General features: G+C 65.7%; 18 protein-coding genes and 3 pseudogenes. 8 read left to right on the top strand and 13 right to left on the bottom strand.

What is annotated here, in order from left to right:
* Positions 1-823 (bottom strand): annotated as a pseudogene (locus J8I82_RS07880) (c-type cytochrome).
* A gap of 125 nt (positions 824-948) precedes the next feature.
* The gene (locus J8I82_RS07875; protein ID WP_209756013.1) at positions 949-1,863 is read right to left on the bottom strand and encodes a sterol desaturase family protein; all 915 of its coding nucleotides are present in this window, start codon (positions 1,861-1,863) and stop codon (positions 949-951) included.
* 254 nt (positions 1,864-2,117) lie between these two features.
* Here J8I82_RS07875 and J8I82_RS07870 point away from each other — a divergent pair, with 254 nt between their 5' ends.
* The 3 genes from J8I82_RS07870 (at position 2,118) to J8I82_RS07860 (ending at position 3,939) form a co-directional block, all read left to right on the top strand.
* Complete coding sequence (locus J8I82_RS07870) at positions 2,118-2,402, top strand: hypothetical protein (protein ID WP_209756012.1); 285 nt, start codon at positions 2,118-2,120, stop codon at positions 2,400-2,402.
* A gap of 96 nt (positions 2,403-2,498) precedes the next feature.
* On the top strand, positions 2,499-2,798 hold the full coding sequence (locus J8I82_RS07865) for an EF-hand domain-containing protein (protein WP_209756220.1): 300 nt from the start codon (positions 2,499-2,501) through the stop codon (positions 2,796-2,798).
* A gap of 214 nt (positions 2,799-3,012) precedes the next feature.
* The gene (locus J8I82_RS07860) at positions 3,013-3,939 is read left to right on the top strand and encodes an MBL fold metallo-hydrolase (RefSeq protein ID WP_209756010.1); all 927 of its coding nucleotides are present in this window, start codon (positions 3,013-3,015) and stop codon (positions 3,937-3,939) included.
* Positions 3,940-4,012: 73 nt separating this feature from the next.
* Here J8I82_RS07860 and J8I82_RS07855 read toward each other — a convergent pair.
* Positions 4,013-4,891, bottom strand: a pseudogene (locus tag J8I82_RS07855) (porin).
* A 417-nt stretch (positions 4,892-5,308) separates the two neighbouring features.
* On the opposite strand from J8I82_RS07855, the gene J8I82_RS07850 reads away from it, so the two are divergent.
* Positions 5,309-6,010, top strand: coding sequence for a TetR/AcrR family transcriptional regulator (locus J8I82_RS07850; protein ID WP_245179525.1), 702 nt, complete (start codon positions 5,309-5,311; stop codon positions 6,008-6,010).
* Here J8I82_RS07850 and J8I82_RS07845 read toward each other — a convergent pair.
* The 3 genes and pseudogenes from J8I82_RS07845 to J8I82_RS38250 all read right to left on the bottom strand — a co-directional run.
* Complete coding sequence (locus tag J8I82_RS07845; RefSeq protein WP_284183040.1) at positions 6,007-7,146, bottom strand: flavin monoamine oxidase family protein; 1,140 nt, start codon at positions 7,144-7,146, stop codon at positions 6,007-6,009. The genes J8I82_RS07850 and J8I82_RS07845 overlap by 4 nt on opposite strands.
* Before the next feature lie 40 nt (positions 7,147-7,186).
* Entirely contained in the window at positions 7,187-7,477 is a 291-nt protein-coding gene (locus J8I82_RS07840; RefSeq protein WP_245179524.1) for a hypothetical protein, read from the bottom strand.
* A 124-nt stretch (positions 7,478-7,601) separates the two neighbouring features.
* Positions 7,602-7,784: pseudogene (locus J8I82_RS38250) on the bottom strand (phytanoyl-CoA dioxygenase family protein); the annotation flags it as partial.
* Positions 7,785-8,013: 229 nt separating this feature from the next.
* Between J8I82_RS38250 and J8I82_RS07835 the strand changes: the two are divergent.
* Positions 8,014-9,156, top strand: a complete 1,143-nt coding sequence (locus J8I82_RS07835; protein WP_245179523.1) for a 3-deoxy-7-phosphoheptulonate synthase — start codon at positions 8,014-8,016, stop codon at positions 9,154-9,156.
* A 59-nt stretch (positions 9,157-9,215) separates the two neighbouring features.
* On the opposite strand, the gene J8I82_RS07830 is transcribed toward J8I82_RS07835, so the two are convergent.
* Both J8I82_RS07830 and J8I82_RS07825 read right to left on the bottom strand, forming a co-directional pair.
* The gene (locus tag J8I82_RS07830) at positions 9,216-9,875 is read right to left on the bottom strand and encodes a DsbA family oxidoreductase (RefSeq protein ID WP_209756008.1); all 660 of its coding nucleotides are present in this window, start codon (positions 9,873-9,875) and stop codon (positions 9,216-9,218) included.
* 120 nt (positions 9,876-9,995) lie between these two features.
* Entirely contained in the window at positions 9,996-10,391 is a 396-nt protein-coding gene (locus J8I82_RS07825; protein WP_209756006.1) for a hypothetical protein, read from the bottom strand.
* 157 nt (positions 10,392-10,548) lie between these two features.
* Between J8I82_RS07825 and J8I82_RS07820 the strand changes: the two genes are divergently transcribed.
* Positions 10,549-10,938, top strand: a complete 390-nt coding sequence (locus J8I82_RS07820; protein ID WP_209756004.1) for a c-type cytochrome — start codon at positions 10,549-10,551, stop codon at positions 10,936-10,938.
* Positions 10,939-10,962: 24 nt separating this feature from the next.
* Here the strand turns inward: J8I82_RS07820 and soxR are convergent, their stop codons facing one another.
* Positions 10,963-11,478 carry a redox-sensitive transcriptional activator SoxR gene (soxR, locus tag J8I82_RS07815; RefSeq protein WP_245179522.1) on the bottom strand — a complete coding sequence of 172 codons (516 nt, stop codon included), beginning with the start codon at positions 11,476-11,478 and terminating at the stop codon, positions 10,963-10,965.
* Between the two features lie 136 nt (positions 11,479-11,614).
* On the opposite strand from soxR, the gene J8I82_RS07810 reads away from it, so the two are divergent.
* Positions 11,615-12,043 (top strand): RidA family protein, encoded by a 429-nt coding sequence (locus J8I82_RS07810; protein WP_209756002.1) that lies wholly within the window; start codon positions 11,615-11,617, stop codon positions 12,041-12,043.
* Positions 12,044-12,068: 25 nt separating this feature from the next.
* On the opposite strand, the gene J8I82_RS07805 is transcribed toward J8I82_RS07810, so the two are convergent.
* Positions 12,069-12,464 (bottom strand): nuclear transport factor 2 family protein, encoded by a 396-nt coding sequence (locus J8I82_RS07805; protein WP_209756000.1) that lies wholly within the window; start codon positions 12,462-12,464, stop codon positions 12,069-12,071.
* A gap of 107 nt (positions 12,465-12,571) precedes the next feature.
* Positions 12,572-13,465, bottom strand: coding sequence for a LysR family transcriptional regulator (locus J8I82_RS07800; RefSeq protein WP_209755998.1), 894 nt, complete (start codon positions 13,463-13,465; stop codon positions 12,572-12,574).
* Positions 13,466-13,562: 97 nt separating this feature from the next.
* On the opposite strand from J8I82_RS07800, the gene J8I82_RS07795 reads away from it, so the two are divergent.
* Entirely contained in the window at positions 13,563-14,339 is a 777-nt protein-coding gene (locus J8I82_RS07795) for an NAD(P)H-dependent oxidoreductase (RefSeq protein ID WP_209755996.1), read from the top strand.
* A 37-nt stretch (positions 14,340-14,376) separates the two neighbouring features.
* On the opposite strand, the gene J8I82_RS07790 is transcribed toward J8I82_RS07795, so the two are convergent.
* Complete coding sequence (locus J8I82_RS07790; protein ID WP_209755994.1) at positions 14,377-15,363, bottom strand: Bug family tripartite tricarboxylate transporter substrate binding protein; 987 nt, start codon at positions 15,361-15,363, stop codon at positions 14,377-14,379.
* Between the two features lie 103 nt (positions 15,364-15,466).
* Entirely contained in the window at positions 15,467-16,954 is a 1,488-nt protein-coding gene (locus J8I82_RS07785) for an amidase (protein ID WP_431831533.1), read from the bottom strand.
* Positions 16,955-17,048: the final 94 nt, after the last annotated feature.

Genomic DNA, 17,048 nt, shown 5'->3' with positions numbered 1-17,048 from the left:
TCAGGAACCCTTGCGCCCGGCCATGTGATGCAGGTACGCCAGCAGATCCTTCAGGTCAGCATCCGATAGCGTCCTTTCGTCGATGGCCGGCATGCGCGCGCCGGGCCACCAGCGCAGTGACTGCGGGTCGCGGATCAGCCTGGCCAGCTTGTCGTCGCCCATGTACTCCACCGCGCTGTAGGGCACATTGAGGTCCGGACCGAGGTGGGCATCGCCCACCTTGTTCAGCGAGTGGCATGAAAAGCAGACGCGCTGGAAGGTCGCAAAGCCGCGCATGACCGGGCCATCGACCGGCTGGTCGGAGGCAGGCCGGATGGCGGCAAAGCGCTCCCCGGGCGATGCGGTGATATCGATGCGCACGATGTTGTAGGTCCAATGGCTTTCATTGACCACGGATGCGGCGCGCCCCGATGGCAGCGTCCAGATCAGCCGAAACGGGCCGATGCCCTGGCCCTTGAGCTTGTACCGCCAGCCAGGCCCGCGGCTCGTTGGCGCTATCGGCCAGCAGCATCCGCAGCGGCAGGTGAGAGACGTAGCCATCGCTGGCTGCCGTCGTGGCAGTCGCGCCGGCTTCCGCAGGCATGCCGCGCAACAGGGAGGCCATGGGGAGCGCCTTGAATGTCAGGCGGCGTTTCAGGTTGTCGTCGTCGACCGTCACGTCGGTCAGCCGACGGTCCTTCAGCAGCGCATCGACCGTCCAGCTGCGTTGTTGCGTACCGGCCGAAATGACCAGCGTGGCCGGTTCGGCGCCGCTCGCCGGACTCGCAACAAATGCCATGGCACAGCCAAGCGCGCCAACTGCCTTTGCAATCCAGGCCTTCATGGGAGTCTCTCCGGAAGCGGGATAACGTATCGAAATTCGGGTACGAAATACGGATCGAAGGCTCAGTGTAATAAAAAAAACGGGCAGCCTGCGCTGCCCGCTTCCTCTTCGTCCGCCCCTGCCTGTTACCTCGCGCTGACCGCCACCGCACGCTCCATGGCTTGCTGCTGCCGCAGGACTTCCGTCGTTTGACCCTTGCCGTCCGGTGCCCAGCCCGGAGGCATCAGCAGGTAACCGATTGCATTCAGCAGGCTGCCGGCGCTCATCATGTCCTTGCCCAGGCCGATCCAGTGCTCGAACTGGTTGACGATCGGGTTGTGCGTGGTGGTCGGGTGGACCAGGCCGTAGCGGCATGGCTCGTCTTCACGCTCTTCCACATAGGTGCCGAACAGGCGGTCGAAGATGATCAGCACGCCGCCATAGTTGGCATCCAGGTAATCCACATTCGAGGCATGGTGCACGCGGTGCGCCGACGGGGTGTTGAATACTTTTTCGAACCAGCCAAGCTTGGGAATCCAGGTGGTATGCAGCCAGAACTGGTACAGCAGATTGAGGCTCAGCGTGGACAGCACGACTTCCGGACGCACACCAAGCCAGACCAGCGGGGCAAAGAACATCGACGCGCCAAGGATCTTGCCGGTCCAGCCCAAGCGATAGGCGGTACCCAGCGTCAGTTCGTTGGGCGAGTGGTGCACCGCGTGCGTTGCCCAGAAGAAGCGGATGCGGTGCGAGGCGCGGTGGTACCAGTAGTAGCAGAACTCTTGTCCGAGGAAGAGCAGCAACACCGCGAGCGCGCTGTTGATCTCGATGGTGAAGATGCGGTGTTGCCAGGCGAACGCGAAGATGGGCGTGGCCAGCGACAGCGGCAGCAGTGCCATCAGCTTGCGTCCGACCATGTCGGCCAGCGACAGTCCCATTTCGTGCCAGGGGTAGGCCTTGCCTTGCGTCCGGGCTTTGCGCGCCAGGAAGAAGGCTTCGACCAGTGAGACCGCCACGACGAAGACTGTGGCGAGAAGGGTGATCTTGTGGAGGCTGTGCATGATCGTCCTGTGTGGTGAGAGGTGACGCGTTGCTTTGCGGGGAGCCGGCTTGCTGCGTCGGTGAGGCCAATGTAGTGGTCGATCGCGGTTGGCGCCATGGTGGAAATATGTCGCCGCATGTCATGCCTTGCGGGGCCGCCGTCGTGTAATACCGCGACATGTTTTCCGCGTCGAAATTCGCCGGCCCCCGACCTATAGTTCGGTCCGTTGCCGCGCTGCACTGCCCGGCTGAAACCGAAACTGTAGGACTTGTGATGACTTCCCGCTTCCCCCGAATTCCCCGCTTCCTTGGCGCTGCCGCCGGTACGCTGATCCTGCTTGCAAGCAGCCAGGCCTTTGCCTCGACCGTGGTGGTCGCGCCGGCCAGCGTGTATGTCCGTCCGCCGGCGGTGGTGGTTGCGCAGCCTCCCAAGGTGGTGGTCAAGCCTGCACCCAGGGTGGTCGTTGCCTCAGCACCGCTTCCGACGGTGGTTGTGAAGGCCACGCCGCTGCCGCGTACCGTCTACGTCGCATCCCGCCCGGTCTACGTGGTGCGGTAATTCCACGGGTCACTGCGAAGGTGCGGTATGCGTAACCGCGAACAAGAGAAACAGAGTTCACAACGCCGGCAGACGCCGGCCAAACGGAGTAACACCATGAAGAAGATGATTGCAGTAGCCGCCATGTGCCTGGCTTCCGCTGGCGCATTCGCGCAAGGCGTCGACATGCCCGCAGCCGCCGCCGCCAACCCGCGAGTGGAGCATGCGATGCAGCAATTGCAGGGCCGCTTTGCCAACGCAAATACCACGCACGACGGCAAGCTGACGCGTGAGCAGGCGGCCGCAGGCATGCCGATGGTCGCAAAACATTTTGACCAGATCGACGCGCAGCGAACTGGCTACGTGACGCTGCCGCAGATCGAGGGTTTCATGGGGCAAATGATGATGTCGCGGTGACCGCTTCGATGCTCGGGATACACGCCGAGGCCAGGCGGAATGGCTTCGCCACAGATTGAAAGGAGCCGGCGCATGCGATGCCAGAGACTTCTTTATTATCATGACGAATGTTATGATTAAATGTTTGAAACTGAAGCGACAAAGCTGTATCTGCCCGCTTGCGGGACACCGTAGATGAAGGGATTTCAATAGACCGCCACAGGAGAAGACCAGCATGAAGACCGCTCTCAGCAGTGCCGACACGCACGGACCCATCCAACGGGCTGACTTCGGGCGCGTTTCGGTCTTCTTTGGCGAGAAGAGCGGCAAATATCCCGACGGAAACCAGATATTGGTGCGGGGCACGGATACCCGTGCGGCCTTCGACACGCCGATTGTCGCGAACCACATCGGAGCCGAGTTCGACGCGACCGAGCTAGTGGTGATGGGGCATGTGCATGAAGACCACATGGCCGGCTTGCACCGCCTCCCGGCTGCCTCGGTATATGTCCACGAAGCGGATTTGCCAGCGGCACAAAGCTGGGATGGGATGATCGCCGCTTTCGGCAATGCAGAGTACGCGTCGGAGACGCTGCTGAAGCTCCAGCGCAATTTCTTCTATGCGCCGCGGCCTGACGCACAGGGCTACGTGGACGGCGCCTCCTGGGATCTTGGGCAGAGCCGCATTCGCGCATTCCACATGCCCGGGCACACCGCTGGCCACTCCGTTCTTTTTGTCGAGCCGGAGTGCGTGGCGTTCACGGGGGACATCGACCTTACCGGGTTCGGGCCTTACTACGGTGACGCGTGTTCCAGCCTGGCGGACTTCCGTCGCAGCCTGGCGCGGCTCCCGGAGATTCCGGCAAAGGTGTGGGTCACGTCCCATCACCGGGGCGTCTACACCGATCGCGAGCACTTCCAGCGTGATCTCGCTGCCTATGCCGCCAAGCTTGACGAGCGCGAACAGCGCCTGCTGGCATGGCTGCGCGAATCGCCAAAGACCCTCGCGCAACTGGTCGATCAGAGATTGTTGTATCCGCCGGGCTATGAAGGCCTATGGGTGGAAAACGCCGAGACGCGAACGATTTCACAGCATCTGGCCGAACTGCTGGCTGACGGGCGGGTTGAGGAAAACGAAGACGGCGTCTACCGGGCCGGATAAAACTGGCGGCGCGCCGCGCAGGACACACCCTCGTGGCCTGCGCCGTTTGTCACGGCGCGGTGCGGCGTTACGCTCAGAAGTGGTGACGGATACCCAGTGCGGCGCCGTACATGCTGTTCTTGCCCGCGCCGAGCTGATAGCCGTTGGTAAAGGCAATGGACGCGGTGTCCAGGCACAGGCCGGCATTCTTTGAGTAGGCCGTGGTCAGGTACAGGTCGGTACGCCTGGAGAGGCGGTAGTCGGCGATAAACATCAACTGCCTCGGATTGCCGGGCGGCTTCAGCGCGGGCAAGGTCGAAGCGCGGAACACCTGGTAGTAGTAGTCCAGGGTCAGGCTCAGCGCAGGCGTTACATCGTAGTACACACCAGCCCAGTACAAGTTGTCGCGCACCAGTGTCTGCCCCGGCGCACTCGACCTGGCCCAGCGGTAGCCGCCCATGAAGATGGCCGGGCCGACCGCGTAGCTGACCGCAGCGGCGGCCTTCTTGAAGGTGCCGGTACCGAGGAAGGTGCCGTTGCTGATGATGCTCGGATTCACCTGCCATAGGTCAGGGCGGTGCCAAACGGGCCGGCGGTATAGGACACCCGCGCACCGTAGCCGGTGTCGCGTCGAAACTGGCCGGGCACCTCGCCCTTGCCACCAAGGCTGCTGCCGTTCACGGTGCCGCTGCTTCCACCGGTTCCGAACAAAGACGCCGCTCAGGCCGCCGCTCAGGTCTTCCACGCCGCGCAGGCCCCAGCGTGATCCCGACAGGCCCTCGCCATTGAGGGCGAACCTGTTATCAGCGCCTCCGCTCCGGTTCTTGAAGTTCGTGTCGAATTCAAGGTTGGTGTCCACCGTACCGTACAACGTCATCGAGGATTGCGCGCACGCCGCACCCGCAAAGGTAGCCAGCACCCCCAGCGCGATCAACGACCGGCTGCGCCAGTCGGGTGCCTTTCCGCATGGCATTCGCTGCCTCCCTTCAGGGCACTGTTTAACGACAGCGCCAGTCTCCTCCACGGCCCTGCGCCTGGATGCATCCATCAGCCATCTCCTGTTTTTCAGTTGCATGGCGGCCGCATGAAGAAACCTCTGCCGCACAAGCTTCCTGGACCGTACACGGTCATATGTTGGTGAATCGAGGAATTAAGATAACGGTCGCAATGGTAAATGGAAAGCCAGGTATTCCCTGCGTGCTCAGGGTAGGCCGAAGCCGCAGGTCTTGCCAGGTCGGTTCGAACGGGAACAGGCTGTGCGGTCGTGGAAAACAGGGCTGCACGGAGCTGTCTGGATACGCCTGGCGGAGTGGCCGCAAGACATAACGCGGATTCTGTAAAATCGGGTTTGCCGCACCCGGCGCCGTTGAATGGATTGGCGCCTGGCCGGATGGCATCCAGTAACGAAACCCTCAACAGGCAGATGAGAATGGGCAGTGATGGCGATATCGAGCAGGTCTCAACCCGGGGTCGCCCGATCGGCGATCGCGAAGGGAAGCGCAAGGCGCTGCTGAGGGCGGCATCGTCCGTGATTGCGGAGGAGGGATATGCCAATGCATCGCTGCGCAAGGTAGCCAGGCACGCGGGGTACACGACTGGTGCGGTGACCTATTACTTTGCGAACAAGGAAGAGCTGGTCGTTGCGCTGATGGAAAGTGCCTTTGACCGCTTCGAGGCAATGCTGGAGTCCGCACGGGAAAGCGGCGACATCCTGGCACCTTTCGAAAGCTGGTTGAGGCTGACGGATCGCAGCAGAAGATTCTGGCCGGCGACGTCGGAGTTGCTTGCCCAAGGGCGGCACGAGCCGGCCTTCGCTGAAGTCATCGCCAGGCGTTATGCGCGTTATCGCCGCATCCTCGCTTCCCTGGTCAAGGACGCTCAGGAGCGAGGGGCGGTCCGCAACGATATTCCGGCCGATATCCTCACCGACCAGCTCGTCGCCATGGGCGATGGGTGGATGATGATGTACCCGATCGAGCCCAAGCGATTCACGCCCAGGCGGATGCGGGCACTCATTGACGCGCTGGCGGTGTTGATCGCCCCGCTTCCCGGAGAGGCCCGGGATGCCGGGACTCGCTCCAGGCGGGGCTAGCAAGGCGTCAACCAGTCGCAATCAACGACTTGCCATGGCCAATGCGCGAGCGACGTCGACGGCGGCCCTCGCGCCGGTCTCGATGGCACCGTCGATGCCGCCGACACCGATCCCGGCTTGTCAGCGCCTGCGAAATGGATGCGGCCATGGGGTGTTCGCATCAGGGGTGCAGCCTGGGTCAGGTTGCCGGGTCGGTGATGCATCCACCCGCCCCTGGCAAAGGCGTCGTTGGCCCAATCCTGGCAGACCGTGTCCAATACTTCGATGTCCGGAACAAAGTCACGCAGTGCGCGCTGTACGGCCTCGCGATCATTGCCGTCAAGCGCCGACGTATCGCAGCAGAAGCACACCACCAGCGTATCGCCATTGCCGCGCCGTTCGGCATGCGCGGTATTGATGGGATGCTTGCCGACGGGCGCATAAATCACGAAGGGCTCGATCTCGCCCTTGACGCGTACCCAGATCTTGCTGGGCATGATCGGGTTCTTCTGCTCGATCATGGCACGCACGGGTTGCGGCAGCGGCGGCGTGACGGAGAGTTCGTGCAGCATGATGAGCGGCAACGCCACGACGACGTGGCGGGCCCGGATTCGTTGCCCGTCGCGAGTGGTCACCATGACTTCCCGTCCGTTGTCGTCGACAGCGGCCACCGGCGTTGAAAGGCGCAGCTCGGCTCTCGACTCGGCGCTGATGGCGTTGATCAGCCGGCCGGTTCCGCCTTCGATCGGCCAATGCCCGGAATTTTCCTTGAAGGCGTTCCAGTCGCCAAAGCAGATCGCGCACCAATACAGGAACTGCGCAAGTCCCTGCTCGTGTTCGGAGCAAACCAGGATGGACATCGCGTTGACCAGCAGATCCCGGTCGATGCGCTGGAGGAAGCGGTCATACTTGAGCCCCTGCGCTCCCGCGAGATAACCTGCATTGCGGCTGCTCGCGCCGGAGCCGGCAAAGTCGGGCTCGAGGACGACCACCTTCACCTTGTGCCGGGCCAGCTCCAGCGCCGCGCACAGCCCGGCAAAGCCGGCGCCGATGATGACCACGTCGGCATTCGTGTGGCCATCGAGCTGTGGCTGCAGGCCCGCCGGCCATTCTGTCCATCCGCCTAACGTTCGGTAAGTCTTGAGGTTCTTGGTCACTTTGCTGTTCTCCAATGGCTTGGTCGAACACCGCTGCCGGTCAGGCGGCCACGCGCGTGTCCTGGGATGAACGCATTCCCGCCCCAGCGGCGGAGTTTTCACCGGCGACGGCTTCGAGCGAGCGGTTGGTGGTACGCGGGCCGAACAGCGCGACGGGGATGGAAAAGACGATGTAGCAGGCGGCCGCCGCGAGCATCACGCCCCCCATGCCGCCCGCGGCGATCAGCACCCAGCTGGTGGCCGAGAGGCCCAGCACGACCAGCGGCAGGGCGCTGAGCACGGACACGGCCAGGATGGTCGACTTGCGCTCATACCGGTCCAGCGACGCCATGGCAAGGAACGGCGTGGCGCAATAGATCACGTTCCAGAGGAACGTGATGTAGTACGCATGCTCCTCGGAATATTTGAGGCTGTAGACCAGCGCGTAGGCGCCCCATTGCGCAAACAGGTAATAGGCCAGGGTGGATTTCCAGCGAATTCTTCTTCGGGATGGGCTGGAAGGTGATCCATGCGTTGCCCCAGTGCCTGCCGGCCCACGGCAGGTTCGCGGTGTCCTGGTGCCACGGCCCGCGGCCGCTCATGCCCCCATCCTTGGCGAACACCTACTCGGCGAAGTACCAGACGTGCTCCGAACCCCACGGACAATAACTCGCCACGCGAATTAAAACAACATGTGTTGTGTTAAATTGTGCGGGCGCGGCGCTGTCCTTGCAGCGGGCAGGGAAGCTTCTGCGGACCAGGGTGGCAAAGGCCGGCCAAATGTGCCCGTCAGCACAGATCGGGAGCCGGCCGGTCTTGCGCCTGCCTTGACGCCCCCGGCATTGGTGTAGCACCATCGTTTGCTAGCAAAACCTGGTCGACCTCGCCATGAACGAACCGCTCAAACCTTCGTCCGCCATCGCCAATGAATGGCAGTCACCGCCGGACCGCACCAGCGTGACTGACGACGCGCATGTCGAAGACATCATCCCGCTGCCGCCGCCCGAACACCTGATTCGTTTTTTCCCGATCCGGAACACGGCGGTCGAGTCGCTGATCACGCAGACGCGCCAGCGTATCGCGCGGATCCAGCATGGAGAGGACGACCGCTTGCTGGTGATCATGGGACCGTGCTCGATCCACGACCCGCAGGCGGCGCTCGAGTATGCGCGGCTGTTGCTGGCGCAACGGCAGCGCCATGCCGGGACGCTCGAGATCGTGATGCGCGTGTATTTCGAGAAGCCCCGGACTACGGTCGGCTGGAAAGGGCTGATCAATGACCCTTATCTGGACGAGAGCTATCGTATCGACGAAGGCCTGCGCATTGCGCGCAGCCTGCTGGTCGACATCAACCGCCTCGGCCTGCCGGCGGCCGGCGAGCTGCTCGACGTGATCTCGCCGCAGTACATAGGCGACCTGATCTGCTGGGGCGCGATCGGCGCCCGCACCACGGAAAGCCAGGTGCATCGCGAGCTGGCTTCGGGTATTTCAGCGCCGATCGGCTTCAAGAATGGCACCGACGGAAATATCCGGATTGCGATCGACGCGATCCAGGCCGCCTCGCGTCCGCACCATTTCCTGGGCGTGCACAAGAACGGCCAGGTCGCGACGGTGCACACCAAGGGCAATCCGGATTGCCACGTCATTCTGCGCGGCGGCAAGGTCCCCAACTACGATGCGGATTCCGTGGCGGCGGCCTGCCGCGAGCTGCAGGCGGCAGGGCTGGGCAACGCGCTGATGGTGGATTTCAGTCACGCCAACAGCAGCAAGCAGCATGAGCGGCAACTGGACGTGGCGCGCGACGTGGCGCAGCAGATTCGCAGCGGCAGCCGCTCCATCTTCGGGGTCATGGTCGAGAGCAATCTGGTGGCCGGCGCGCAGAAGTTCACCCCCGGGCAGCACAGCCCTTCCGCCTTGACCTACGGGAAGAGTATTACCGATGCCTGCATCGGCTGGGATGATTCGCTGGCAATGCTGGAATTGCTCGGCGAAGCGGTCAATGAACGGCGCGGGCACAAGCGCAGTTCTTAGCCCGCAAGCTCCCTCCCTGGCGGGCCATCCCACGCCGGCCGGTCAGCGCCCTCGTCGCTTCAACCGGCCGTACCCGCCTTCGCCTCGGCCGCGATCTGCCGGATCGCCTGCTCGAACGCTTCGACCGGCTGCCCGCCGGTTACCAGGTAGCGGTTGTTGAAGATCGCCGAGGGCACCGACTGGATGCCCATCTGCTGGTACTGGCGCTCTTCGGCGCGCACCTCGTCGGCGTACTGGCCGCTTTCCAGCACCTGGCGGGCACCGTCGGCATCCAGGCCGACCGACGCCGCCGCCTCGAGCAGCACGGCATGGTTGCCTGGATCCTTGCCATCGGTATGGTAGGCGCGCAGAAGCGCCAGCTTCAGCGGGACTTGCTTGCCCTGCAGGCCGGCCCAGTGCAGCAGCCGGTGCGCGTCGAAAGTGTTGTAGACGAAGGCGCGCTCGCCGAAGGTGAAGCCTACGCCGGCGCCGCGCTCGCGGATCATGGCCTGGGTTTCGGCGATCTGCGCGGGCGTGCGGCCATATTTCTTGCCGAGGTAGTCGACGATGGCCTGGCCTTCGGGGCCCATGTCAGGGTTCAGCTCGAAGGGATGCAGCACGATCTCGGCGTCGACCTCGTCGCCCAGGCGCTGCAATGCCAGCTGGAGCGAAGACAGTCCGATGGCGCACCAGGGGCAGGCGATGTCGGAGACGAAGTCGATTCTGAGGGGTTGGGTCATGGCGATTTCCTGGCAGGCTCAAACGGGATGTTGGCCGACAGGGTAGCCTGACTTGCGGATCTTCGCTGGAAGGGTCTTTTTGCCGCGGCCGGGCTGGCGGGCCCGGCCGGCAGCGGCGTGTCAGTCCCAGTGGCGGCCCGGACCACGGTGATCGTGGTGGCCGTCATGGCGACGGGCCCACTCGCGCTCGCGCCATTCGCGGCGGGCTTCACGGTATTCCGCGCGGTGATAGCCGGGCCGATAGTCGGCGTGATAGCCGGCATGATAGTCGGGGCGATAGCGCACCGGCACCGGGGCTACCACCACCGGGCGCGCCGGAGCATAGGCGACGGGGGCAGGGGCATACGCAACCGGCGCCGGCGCGTAGACCGGAGCCGGGCGGTACACCGGCGCCGGCTCGGCCACCACGACGGCGGGCGCGCCGATATTGATGCCGACGTTGACACCGGCATGGGCTGCGGCGCTCGCCGCCAGCAATGCACCGCCTGCTACTGCCATTGCTAGGATTCGTTTCATGGCTGCCTCCCAAGGGGCGTTGGACATGGGCTCACTGTAGGGGCAGGGTCCGTAATATTGGGCGCTCGAAGTGTTGCAAGTGTGACGTGGTGTAACCTGTCCACGCAGCCGCGGGCCTGTATCATGCAGCCTCGCAGTTCATTGCCCCGTGTTGCCCATGCGTCGTACCGTCTTGTCCGCCGTCCCCGTCCTGGCCTTATCCGTCCTTGCCGCAATGCCCGCCGTGGCGCACGCCGGGCCTGACCTGCAGGCGGGCAAGGCACTGTTTGCCACGCGCTGCGCGTCGTGCCACTACGTCGGCCGCAATGCGCGCGGCGCGTTCGGCCCGCAGTTGAATGGCATCTTCGGGCGCCAGGCGGGCAGCACGACGGACTTCCAGTATTCGGAAGCGATGCGCACATCCAGGGTGGTTTGGTCGCATGACACGTTGAGCGCCTTCCTGCGTTCGCCGGCCAAGGTCGTGCCGGGCACCAAGATGCGGTTCTGGGGCATGGGCAACGACAAGCAGATCGAAGACCTGCTCGGCTACCTGCAGACCTTCCGCTAGGGCGTTCGCCTATAAGGCGTCCGCTTATTCCTGTTCGCCGGGGAAATGCGGCCCCGGCCCTGCTCCGGCCAGCGCATCCTGCGGATTGCGCAGCGGGCACGCCTTCAGCGACAGACAGCCGCACCCGATGCAGCCATCGAGCTGGTCGCGCAGCATCGTCAGGGTGCGGATGCGTTCATCCAGGTCATCGCGCCAGCTGGCCGACAGCCGCCGCCAGTCCGCCACCGTCGGCGCGCGCCCATCGGGCAGCTTCTGCATTGCCGCCGCGATCACCGCCAGCGGCAGCCCCATGCGCTGCGCCACGCGGATCACCGCCAGCCGCCGCAGCACCGCGCGCGCATAGCGGCGCTGGTTGCCGCCGCTGCGCGTGCTGGCGATCAATCCGCGGGATTCATAGAAATGCAGCGCCGAAACCGCAATGCCGGTGCGTTCGGCCACCTGGCCGACCGACAGCAGTTCTTCGGCAGGTCCTGGCCGGCGCCGGCGCGGCGCACCGGCCGTGGCAGGGGCGGCGGAAACGGGTCTGGAAGTCTTGGGCATGGCCGGGAGCGGACGGTGGCAGGCGGCAGCGGGAATGCCCATGCTACCACCATGGCCGCGCTTGACCTTAACCTAACTTGAGGTTTGATACTTGCGGCTCCATTGTTCGCCTTTGCTCAACACAGAGTTGATGACCATGCTGACGCTTGCCCGCCCCAATGCTTCGCTGAACCTGATCAATCCCCCCGCGCTGTACGACCCGCGTCCCAATGGTTATTCGCATGTGGCCGTGGTGGAAGGGCCAGCCCGCATTGTCTACGTGGCCGGGCAGGGCGGCGAAGATGCGGCCGGCTGCCTGGCTGCGGATTTCCCCCGGCAGGTGGCGCGGGCCATGCAGAACCTGCGCACTGCGCTGCAGGCCGCGGGCGCCGACGTTGGCGATGTCGCCAAGCTGACGGTGCTGGTGGTCGACCACTCGCACGACCGCCTGCGCATCTTCGGCGCCGCGCTGCGCGAGATGTGGGGCGACCGGCCGGCGCCGGCCTGCACGCTGATCCCGGTGCCGCGGCTGGCGCTCGACAACATGCTGTTCGAGATCGAAGCCACCGCGGTGCTGCCCGGCTGAGCCGCGCGGGCAGCCGCCGCGTGCGTTACTGCTGCGCGCGTGGCGCCGCGCTGAAGGTCTTGTTGACGATCTTCCACGCGCCGTCGATCTGCAGCAGCGTCATGTAGTCGGTAAAGACCACGTCCGGATGCTCCAGTACGACCTTGGCCACGCCGGCATTGCCGACCACGTCGAACTGGGTGATGGCGCGCCGGCGCTGCGCTTCGTCGGCCGGCGGATGGCCGGGGCAGCGCGCGGCGATAAAGTCTTCCACCGTCAGCGAATGCAGCTTCCCGTCGCGGAACGAGACGATGCGGGCGTCGGCGTGGAAGGCGCGGCGCATTACCTCGGGGTTGCCGGTGGCGTGGCCTTGCAGGTAGTCCTCGATCGGGGCCAGGGCGGCGGTGTGGCGGGAAGTCAGGCCGGTTGCACTGTAGGTCATGGGTCTCCTCCAAGACTGGGGCGGCGCGGAAAGCACCCGGCCGCTGCATTGAAAGCCTTGATTGTATTCTAGTTTTGTATGCAAAAAAACAGCCGGGATTGCGCCCATCATAGCGACGCGGCGATCCGCTCCCGCAACCAGCGGTGTGCCGGGTCGCGATGCACGCGCTCATGCCACAGCATCGACATCTCGTAGCCCGGCACCTCGACAGGCGGTTCGACCACGCGCAGTCCCGGCGCGTCGCGCACCAGCCGCTGCGGCACCATTGCCACCAGGTCGGTGTTCGCCAGCACGGCGGTGACGAAGAGGAAGTGTGGCACCGACAGCACCACGCGGCGCTGCATGCCGGCCAGCGCCAGCGCCTCGTCGGTGACGCCGGAGAAACCGCCGCCGTCGGGCGACACCATCACATGCTCGAGCGCGCAGAACTGCGCCAGCGTCGGCCGCCGCTTCAGCCGGGGATGGCCGGTGCGGCCTGCCAGCACATAGCGCTCGGTGAACAGGGCGCGCCGGTGCAGCGCAGGCGGTGAGCCTTCGGTCGTGTGGAAGGCGAGGTCCAGCTCGCCCTGTTCGCACTGGCGGGCGATGCGCGACGGCACCATTTCCAGCACCGCCAGCCGCGCGCCCGGCGCGGCGGTGCGCAGCGCCTGCATGGCCGGCAGCACGATGGTCGATTCGCCGTAGTCGGTTGCCGCCACGCGCCAGGTATGCGTGGAGGCGGCGGGATCGAACGGGGTGTCGGGCGACACCGCGTGCTCCAGCGCGGCCAGCGCTTCGCGCAGCGGCTCGCGCAGGGACTCGGCCTTCGCCGTCGGCCGCATGCCGCGAGGTCCGGGCAGCAGCAACGGATCGCCGAAGTAGTCGCGCAGCTTGGCCAGGTGGACGCTGACCGATGGCTGCGAGAAGTGCAGGCGTTGCGCGGCGCGGGTCACGTTGTGCTCGGACAGCAGCACGTCCAGCGTGACCAGCAGGTTGAGGTCAAGCCGCCTGAGATTAGTCATGGCAATACCTGTGATATTGGATATTCATTTCCAATATACTTTGCCACGGCCTAAGCTGGCTTTTCCCGAACAATGCCTATGCAAGGAAGCCGCTGTCATGAACGTTCTGATCGTCTATGCACACCCCGAACCCACATCGCTCAACGGCGCCATCCGCGATTTCGCGGTGCAGCGGCTGAGCGATGCCGGACACCAGGTCCAGGTATCCGACCTGTACGCAATGCAATGGAAAGCCCAGCTCGATGCGGCCGACAGCAAGGCGCGCCGCGGCGACGCGCCGTTCCATCCGTCGTTCGATTCAAAGCATGCGTTCGAGAACGGCCTGCAAAGCGACGACATTGCGCGCGAGCAGGACAAGCTGCGATGGGCCGATACGGTGATCCTGCAATTCCCGCTGTGGTGGTTCTCGATGCCGGCGATCCTGAAAGGCTGGATCGAGCGTGTCTACGCCTATGGCTTCGCCTACGGCGTGGGCGAGCACTCGGACGAACGCTGGGGCGACCGCTACGGCGAAGGCATGCTCGCCGGCAAGCGCGCGATGCTGGTCGTCACCACCGGCGGATGGGCATCGCACTACAGCGCGCGCGGCATCAACGGGCCGATCGACGACGTCCTGTTCCCGATCCAGCACGGCATCCTGTACTACCCCGGCTTCGACGTGTTGCCGCCGTTCGTGGTGTACCGGACCAGCCGGGTCGATGACGCGCGCTTCGCCGCGATCCGCGAAGAACTGGGCCAGCGCCTCGATACGCTGGCCACCACGGCGCCGATTGCGTTCCGGCCGCAGAACGCTGGCGACTATCAGATTCCGGCGCTGACGCTGCGCGAAGACGTGGCGCCCGGCCTGGCAGGGTTTGGCGCGCACGTCGCATAAGCCGCGCGCTGCAACGGCAGGCACGGGGCCTGCGCCATCATTCCGCGCGGATATCCGCGCGCGCGGCCACGGCGCGCATCTCCGGCAGCTCCTTCTCGACCCGCGCCCGCGCCGCGGCGCCGCTGCCGTAGGCCGGCGTCAGCGCCAGCTCGACCATGCGAGCGCGCGTGGCCGGCGCATTGGCGACTTCGGCCAGCGCCTTTTCCAGCTTCTGCTGCACCGGCGCGGGCAGTCCGGCCGGCGCCAGCAGCGCGAACCAGGTGCCCATCTGGAAGCCGGGGTAGCCGCTTTCCGCCACCGTTGGCACCTGCGGCAGCGCCGGCAGCCGCTGGGGCGACAGCACCGCCACCGGCCGGATCTTGCCACCCTTGATCAGCGGCAGGCTGGCCACCACGGTATCGACCGCCACCTGCACCTGCCCGCCGGTGAGCGCGGTCAGGCTCGGCGCGCTGCCATTGAAGGGAACGTGGACCATGCGGATCCCGGTGGCGGACTTGAGCATTTCGCCGCCGAAATGCACCGACGAACCCGTGCCGAACGAGCCATAGGAGAACTTGTCGGGATGGGCTTTGGCCTGCGTCACCAGGTCTTTCAGCGAGTTGATCTGCGCATCGGGATTGGCAACCAGCACGAGGCTCATGTCGGCGACCAGGCCCAGCGGCGTGAAGCTCTTGATCGGGTCATAACCCAGGTGCTGCCGGATCGCCGGGTTCAGCGTCAGCGTGGTGCTGGCCGCCAGCAGCAGGGTGTAGCCGTCGGGCGCGGCCTTGGCGACCTGGCTGGCGCCGACCACAGTGCTGGCGCCGGGCTTGTTCTCGACCACCACCGGCTGGCCCAGTTTTTCGCCGAGGCCGACGGCGAGCAGCCGGCCCAGGAGATCGGTGGCGCCGCCGGCGGCGAACGGCACCACCAGCCGCAGCGGGCGCTCGGGCCAGGCCGGCGCTTGCGCCATGGCAGGCGCCGTGGCCATTGCCGCGCTGAATGCGGCACAGGCGAGGAACAGCTTCGGGGGCATTGCGGTCATCGGAATCACTCCTGCCGGCAGTTGTAGGAAAGCGAAGCGTGGGCGCTGGCCCGGATCAGGCCGGGCCGCGTGGTGTCGTGATGGTGGGTGGTGTGATGTGGTACTAGGCTGCGCGGTCCAGCCACGGGCTGCGCACGCGCGAGAAGCCGCCGGCCTGGTCGTAGGCATGGCCCAGCTGCAGCACCGCCGCGTCGGCCTGAGCCGGCCCGATGATCTGGATGCCCGCGGGCAGCCCCTGCGGGCCAAAGCCTGCGGGCGCGGCCAGCGCCGGCAGCCCGGCCATGGTGGCCGGCACCACGACCTGCATCCAGCGGTGGTAGGTGTCCATGTCGCGGCCGCCGACCGTGCGCGGCCACTCCCATCCGGCGTCGAACGGGAATACCTGCGCTGCCGGCAGCACCAGATAGTCGAAACGCTCGAACAGCGAGCGCAGCGCCTGGTACCACGCGCTGCGCTCGCACAGGGCTTCGTAGACGCGCGTGCCGGGCAGCGCCAGGCCGCGCTCGATTTCCCAGGCTGCCTCGGGCTTGAGCAATGCGCGCGTGGCCGGGTCGCGGTACAGCGCGGCATTGGCGCCTGCCACCGAGAAGCTGCGCAGGTCGATCCACGCATGCCACAGGCGCTCCAGCTCGAAATCCGGCAGTGCGGCGTCGACGTCGCAGCCGAGCGCGCGGAAGTGGTCCAGCGCCTGCGCGCAGGTTTCGAGCACACCGGGCTCGGTCGGCAAGTGGCCGCCCAGGTCGCCAAGCCAGCCCACGCGCACACCTTTCCAGTCGCGCGCGGGCGGCAGCTTGAAGGCGCCGGGCGCTTCGGCGCGGCGCGTCAACGGCATGCGCGCATCGAAGCCGGCCTGCACCGACAGCAGCAGCGCCAGGTCGGGCACGTTGCGCGCCATCGGCCCGGCCACGCTGAACTGCTGGAAGAAGACCTCGTCGGCGGGGCCATGCGGCACGCAGCCGACCGAGGTGCGCAGCCCATACACCTGGTTGAATGCCGCCGGCGTGCGCAGCGAGCCCATCATGTCCGAACCATCCGCCACCGGCAGCATGTGCAGCGCCACGGCCACCGCGGCGCCGCCGGAGCTGCCGCCGGCCGAGCGCGCCGGGTCGAAGGCATTGCGGGTGGTGCCGTAGACGGAGTTGTAGGTATGGCCGCCCAGGCCGAACTCGGGCGAGTTGGTGCGGCCGATAAAGACCGAGCCCGCGGCGCGCATGCGCTCGAAGATCGCCGCATCGCTCTGGGTGACCTGCCCGGCAAAGATCGGCGAGCCCTTGGTGGTTACCATGCCCGCCGCCGGGCTGATGTCCTTGGGCGCTTGCGGAAAGCCGTGCAGCGGGCCGCGGCTGTCGCCACGCGCCAGTTCGGCGTCGAGCGCTTGCGCCTGCGCGCGCACTGCATCACGGTCGGCCGGCGCGACGATGGCATTGACGCGCGGGTTGTGGCGGTCGACCTGGCCGAGGAAGGCGTCCAGCACCTCCACGCAAGAGACCTCGCGGGCATGGATGGCGCGCGACAGGGCGACGGCATCGAGTTCGGTGATCGGGTCGGTGGAAAGCGCGGTGGAAGGCGCGGTGGAAGGCATATTCGCCATGGGTTCTCCCGATGTCTCCTGTGGTGTCGGGAAAAAGCATACGGGCGCGGCGGGGCTTTACGCAATCGATGATTTTTTCAAATATCCTTGCGTA

The organism is Cupriavidus consociatus (assembly GCF_017814975.1).
In the GTDB taxonomy this organism is placed as follows: Bacteria; Pseudomonadota; Gammaproteobacteria; order Burkholderiales; family Burkholderiaceae; genus Cupriavidus; species Cupriavidus consociatus.
Note: the sequence above shows the minus strand (reverse complement) of the source record. Positions and strands in the feature narration are given on the sequence as shown.

Coding starts and splice junctions, on each gene's coding strand:
- soxR (WP_245179522.1), bottom strand. CDS start 11,478: ATGCCCAAGACTTCCAGACCCGTTTCCGCCGCCCCTGCCACGGCCGGT.
- J8I82_RS07850 (WP_245179525.1), top strand. CDS start 5,309: ATGGCATCCAGTAACGAAACCCTCAACAGGCAGATGAGAATGGGCAGT.
- J8I82_RS07860 (WP_209756010.1), top strand. CDS start 3,013: ATGAAGACCGCTCTCAGCAGTGCCGACACGCACGGACCCATCCAACGG.
- J8I82_RS07790 (WP_209755994.1), bottom strand. CDS start 15,363: ATGACCGCAATGCCCCCGAAGCTGTTCCTCGCCTGTGCCGCATTCAGC.
- J8I82_RS07870 (WP_209756012.1), top strand. CDS start 2,118: ATGACTTCCCGCTTCCCCCGAATTCCCCGCTTCCTTGGCGCTGCCGCC.
- J8I82_RS07795 (WP_209755996.1), top strand. CDS start 13,563: ATGAACGTTCTGATCGTCTATGCACACCCCGAACCCACATCGCTCAAC.
- J8I82_RS07800 (WP_209755998.1), bottom strand. CDS start 13,465: ATGACTAATCTCAGGCGGCTTGACCTCAACCTGCTGGTCACGCTGGAC.
- J8I82_RS07805 (WP_209756000.1), bottom strand. CDS start 12,464: ATGACCTACAGTGCAACCGGCCTGACTTCCCGCCACACCGCCGCCCTG.
- J8I82_RS07865 (WP_209756220.1), top strand. CDS start 2,499: ATGAAGAAGATGATTGCAGTAGCCGCCATGTGCCTGGCTTCCGCTGGC.
- J8I82_RS07830 (WP_209756008.1), bottom strand. CDS start 9,875: ATGACCCAACCCCTCAGAATCGACTTCGTCTCCGACATCGCCTGCCCC.
- J8I82_RS07840 (WP_245179524.1), bottom strand. CDS start 7,477: ATGGCGTCGCTGGACCGGTATGAGCGCAAGTCGACCATCCTGGCCGTG.
- J8I82_RS07820 (WP_209756004.1), top strand. CDS start 10,549: ATGCGTCGTACCGTCTTGTCCGCCGTCCCCGTCCTGGCCTTATCCGTC.
- J8I82_RS07785 (WP_431831533.1), bottom strand. CDS start 16,954: ATGGCGAATATGCCTTCCACCGCGCCTTCCACCGCGCTTTCCACCGAC.
- J8I82_RS07835 (WP_245179523.1), top strand. CDS start 8,014: ATGAACGAACCGCTCAAACCTTCGTCCGCCATCGCCAATGAATGGCAG.
- J8I82_RS07810 (WP_209756002.1), top strand. CDS start 11,615: ATGCTGACGCTTGCCCGCCCCAATGCTTCGCTGAACCTGATCAATCCC.
- J8I82_RS07825 (WP_209756006.1), bottom strand. CDS start 10,391: ATGAAACGAATCCTAGCAATGGCAGTAGCAGGCGGTGCATTGCTGGCG.
- J8I82_RS07875 (WP_209756013.1), bottom strand. CDS start 1,863: ATGCACAGCCTCCACAAGATCACCCTTCTCGCCACAGTCTTCGTCGTG.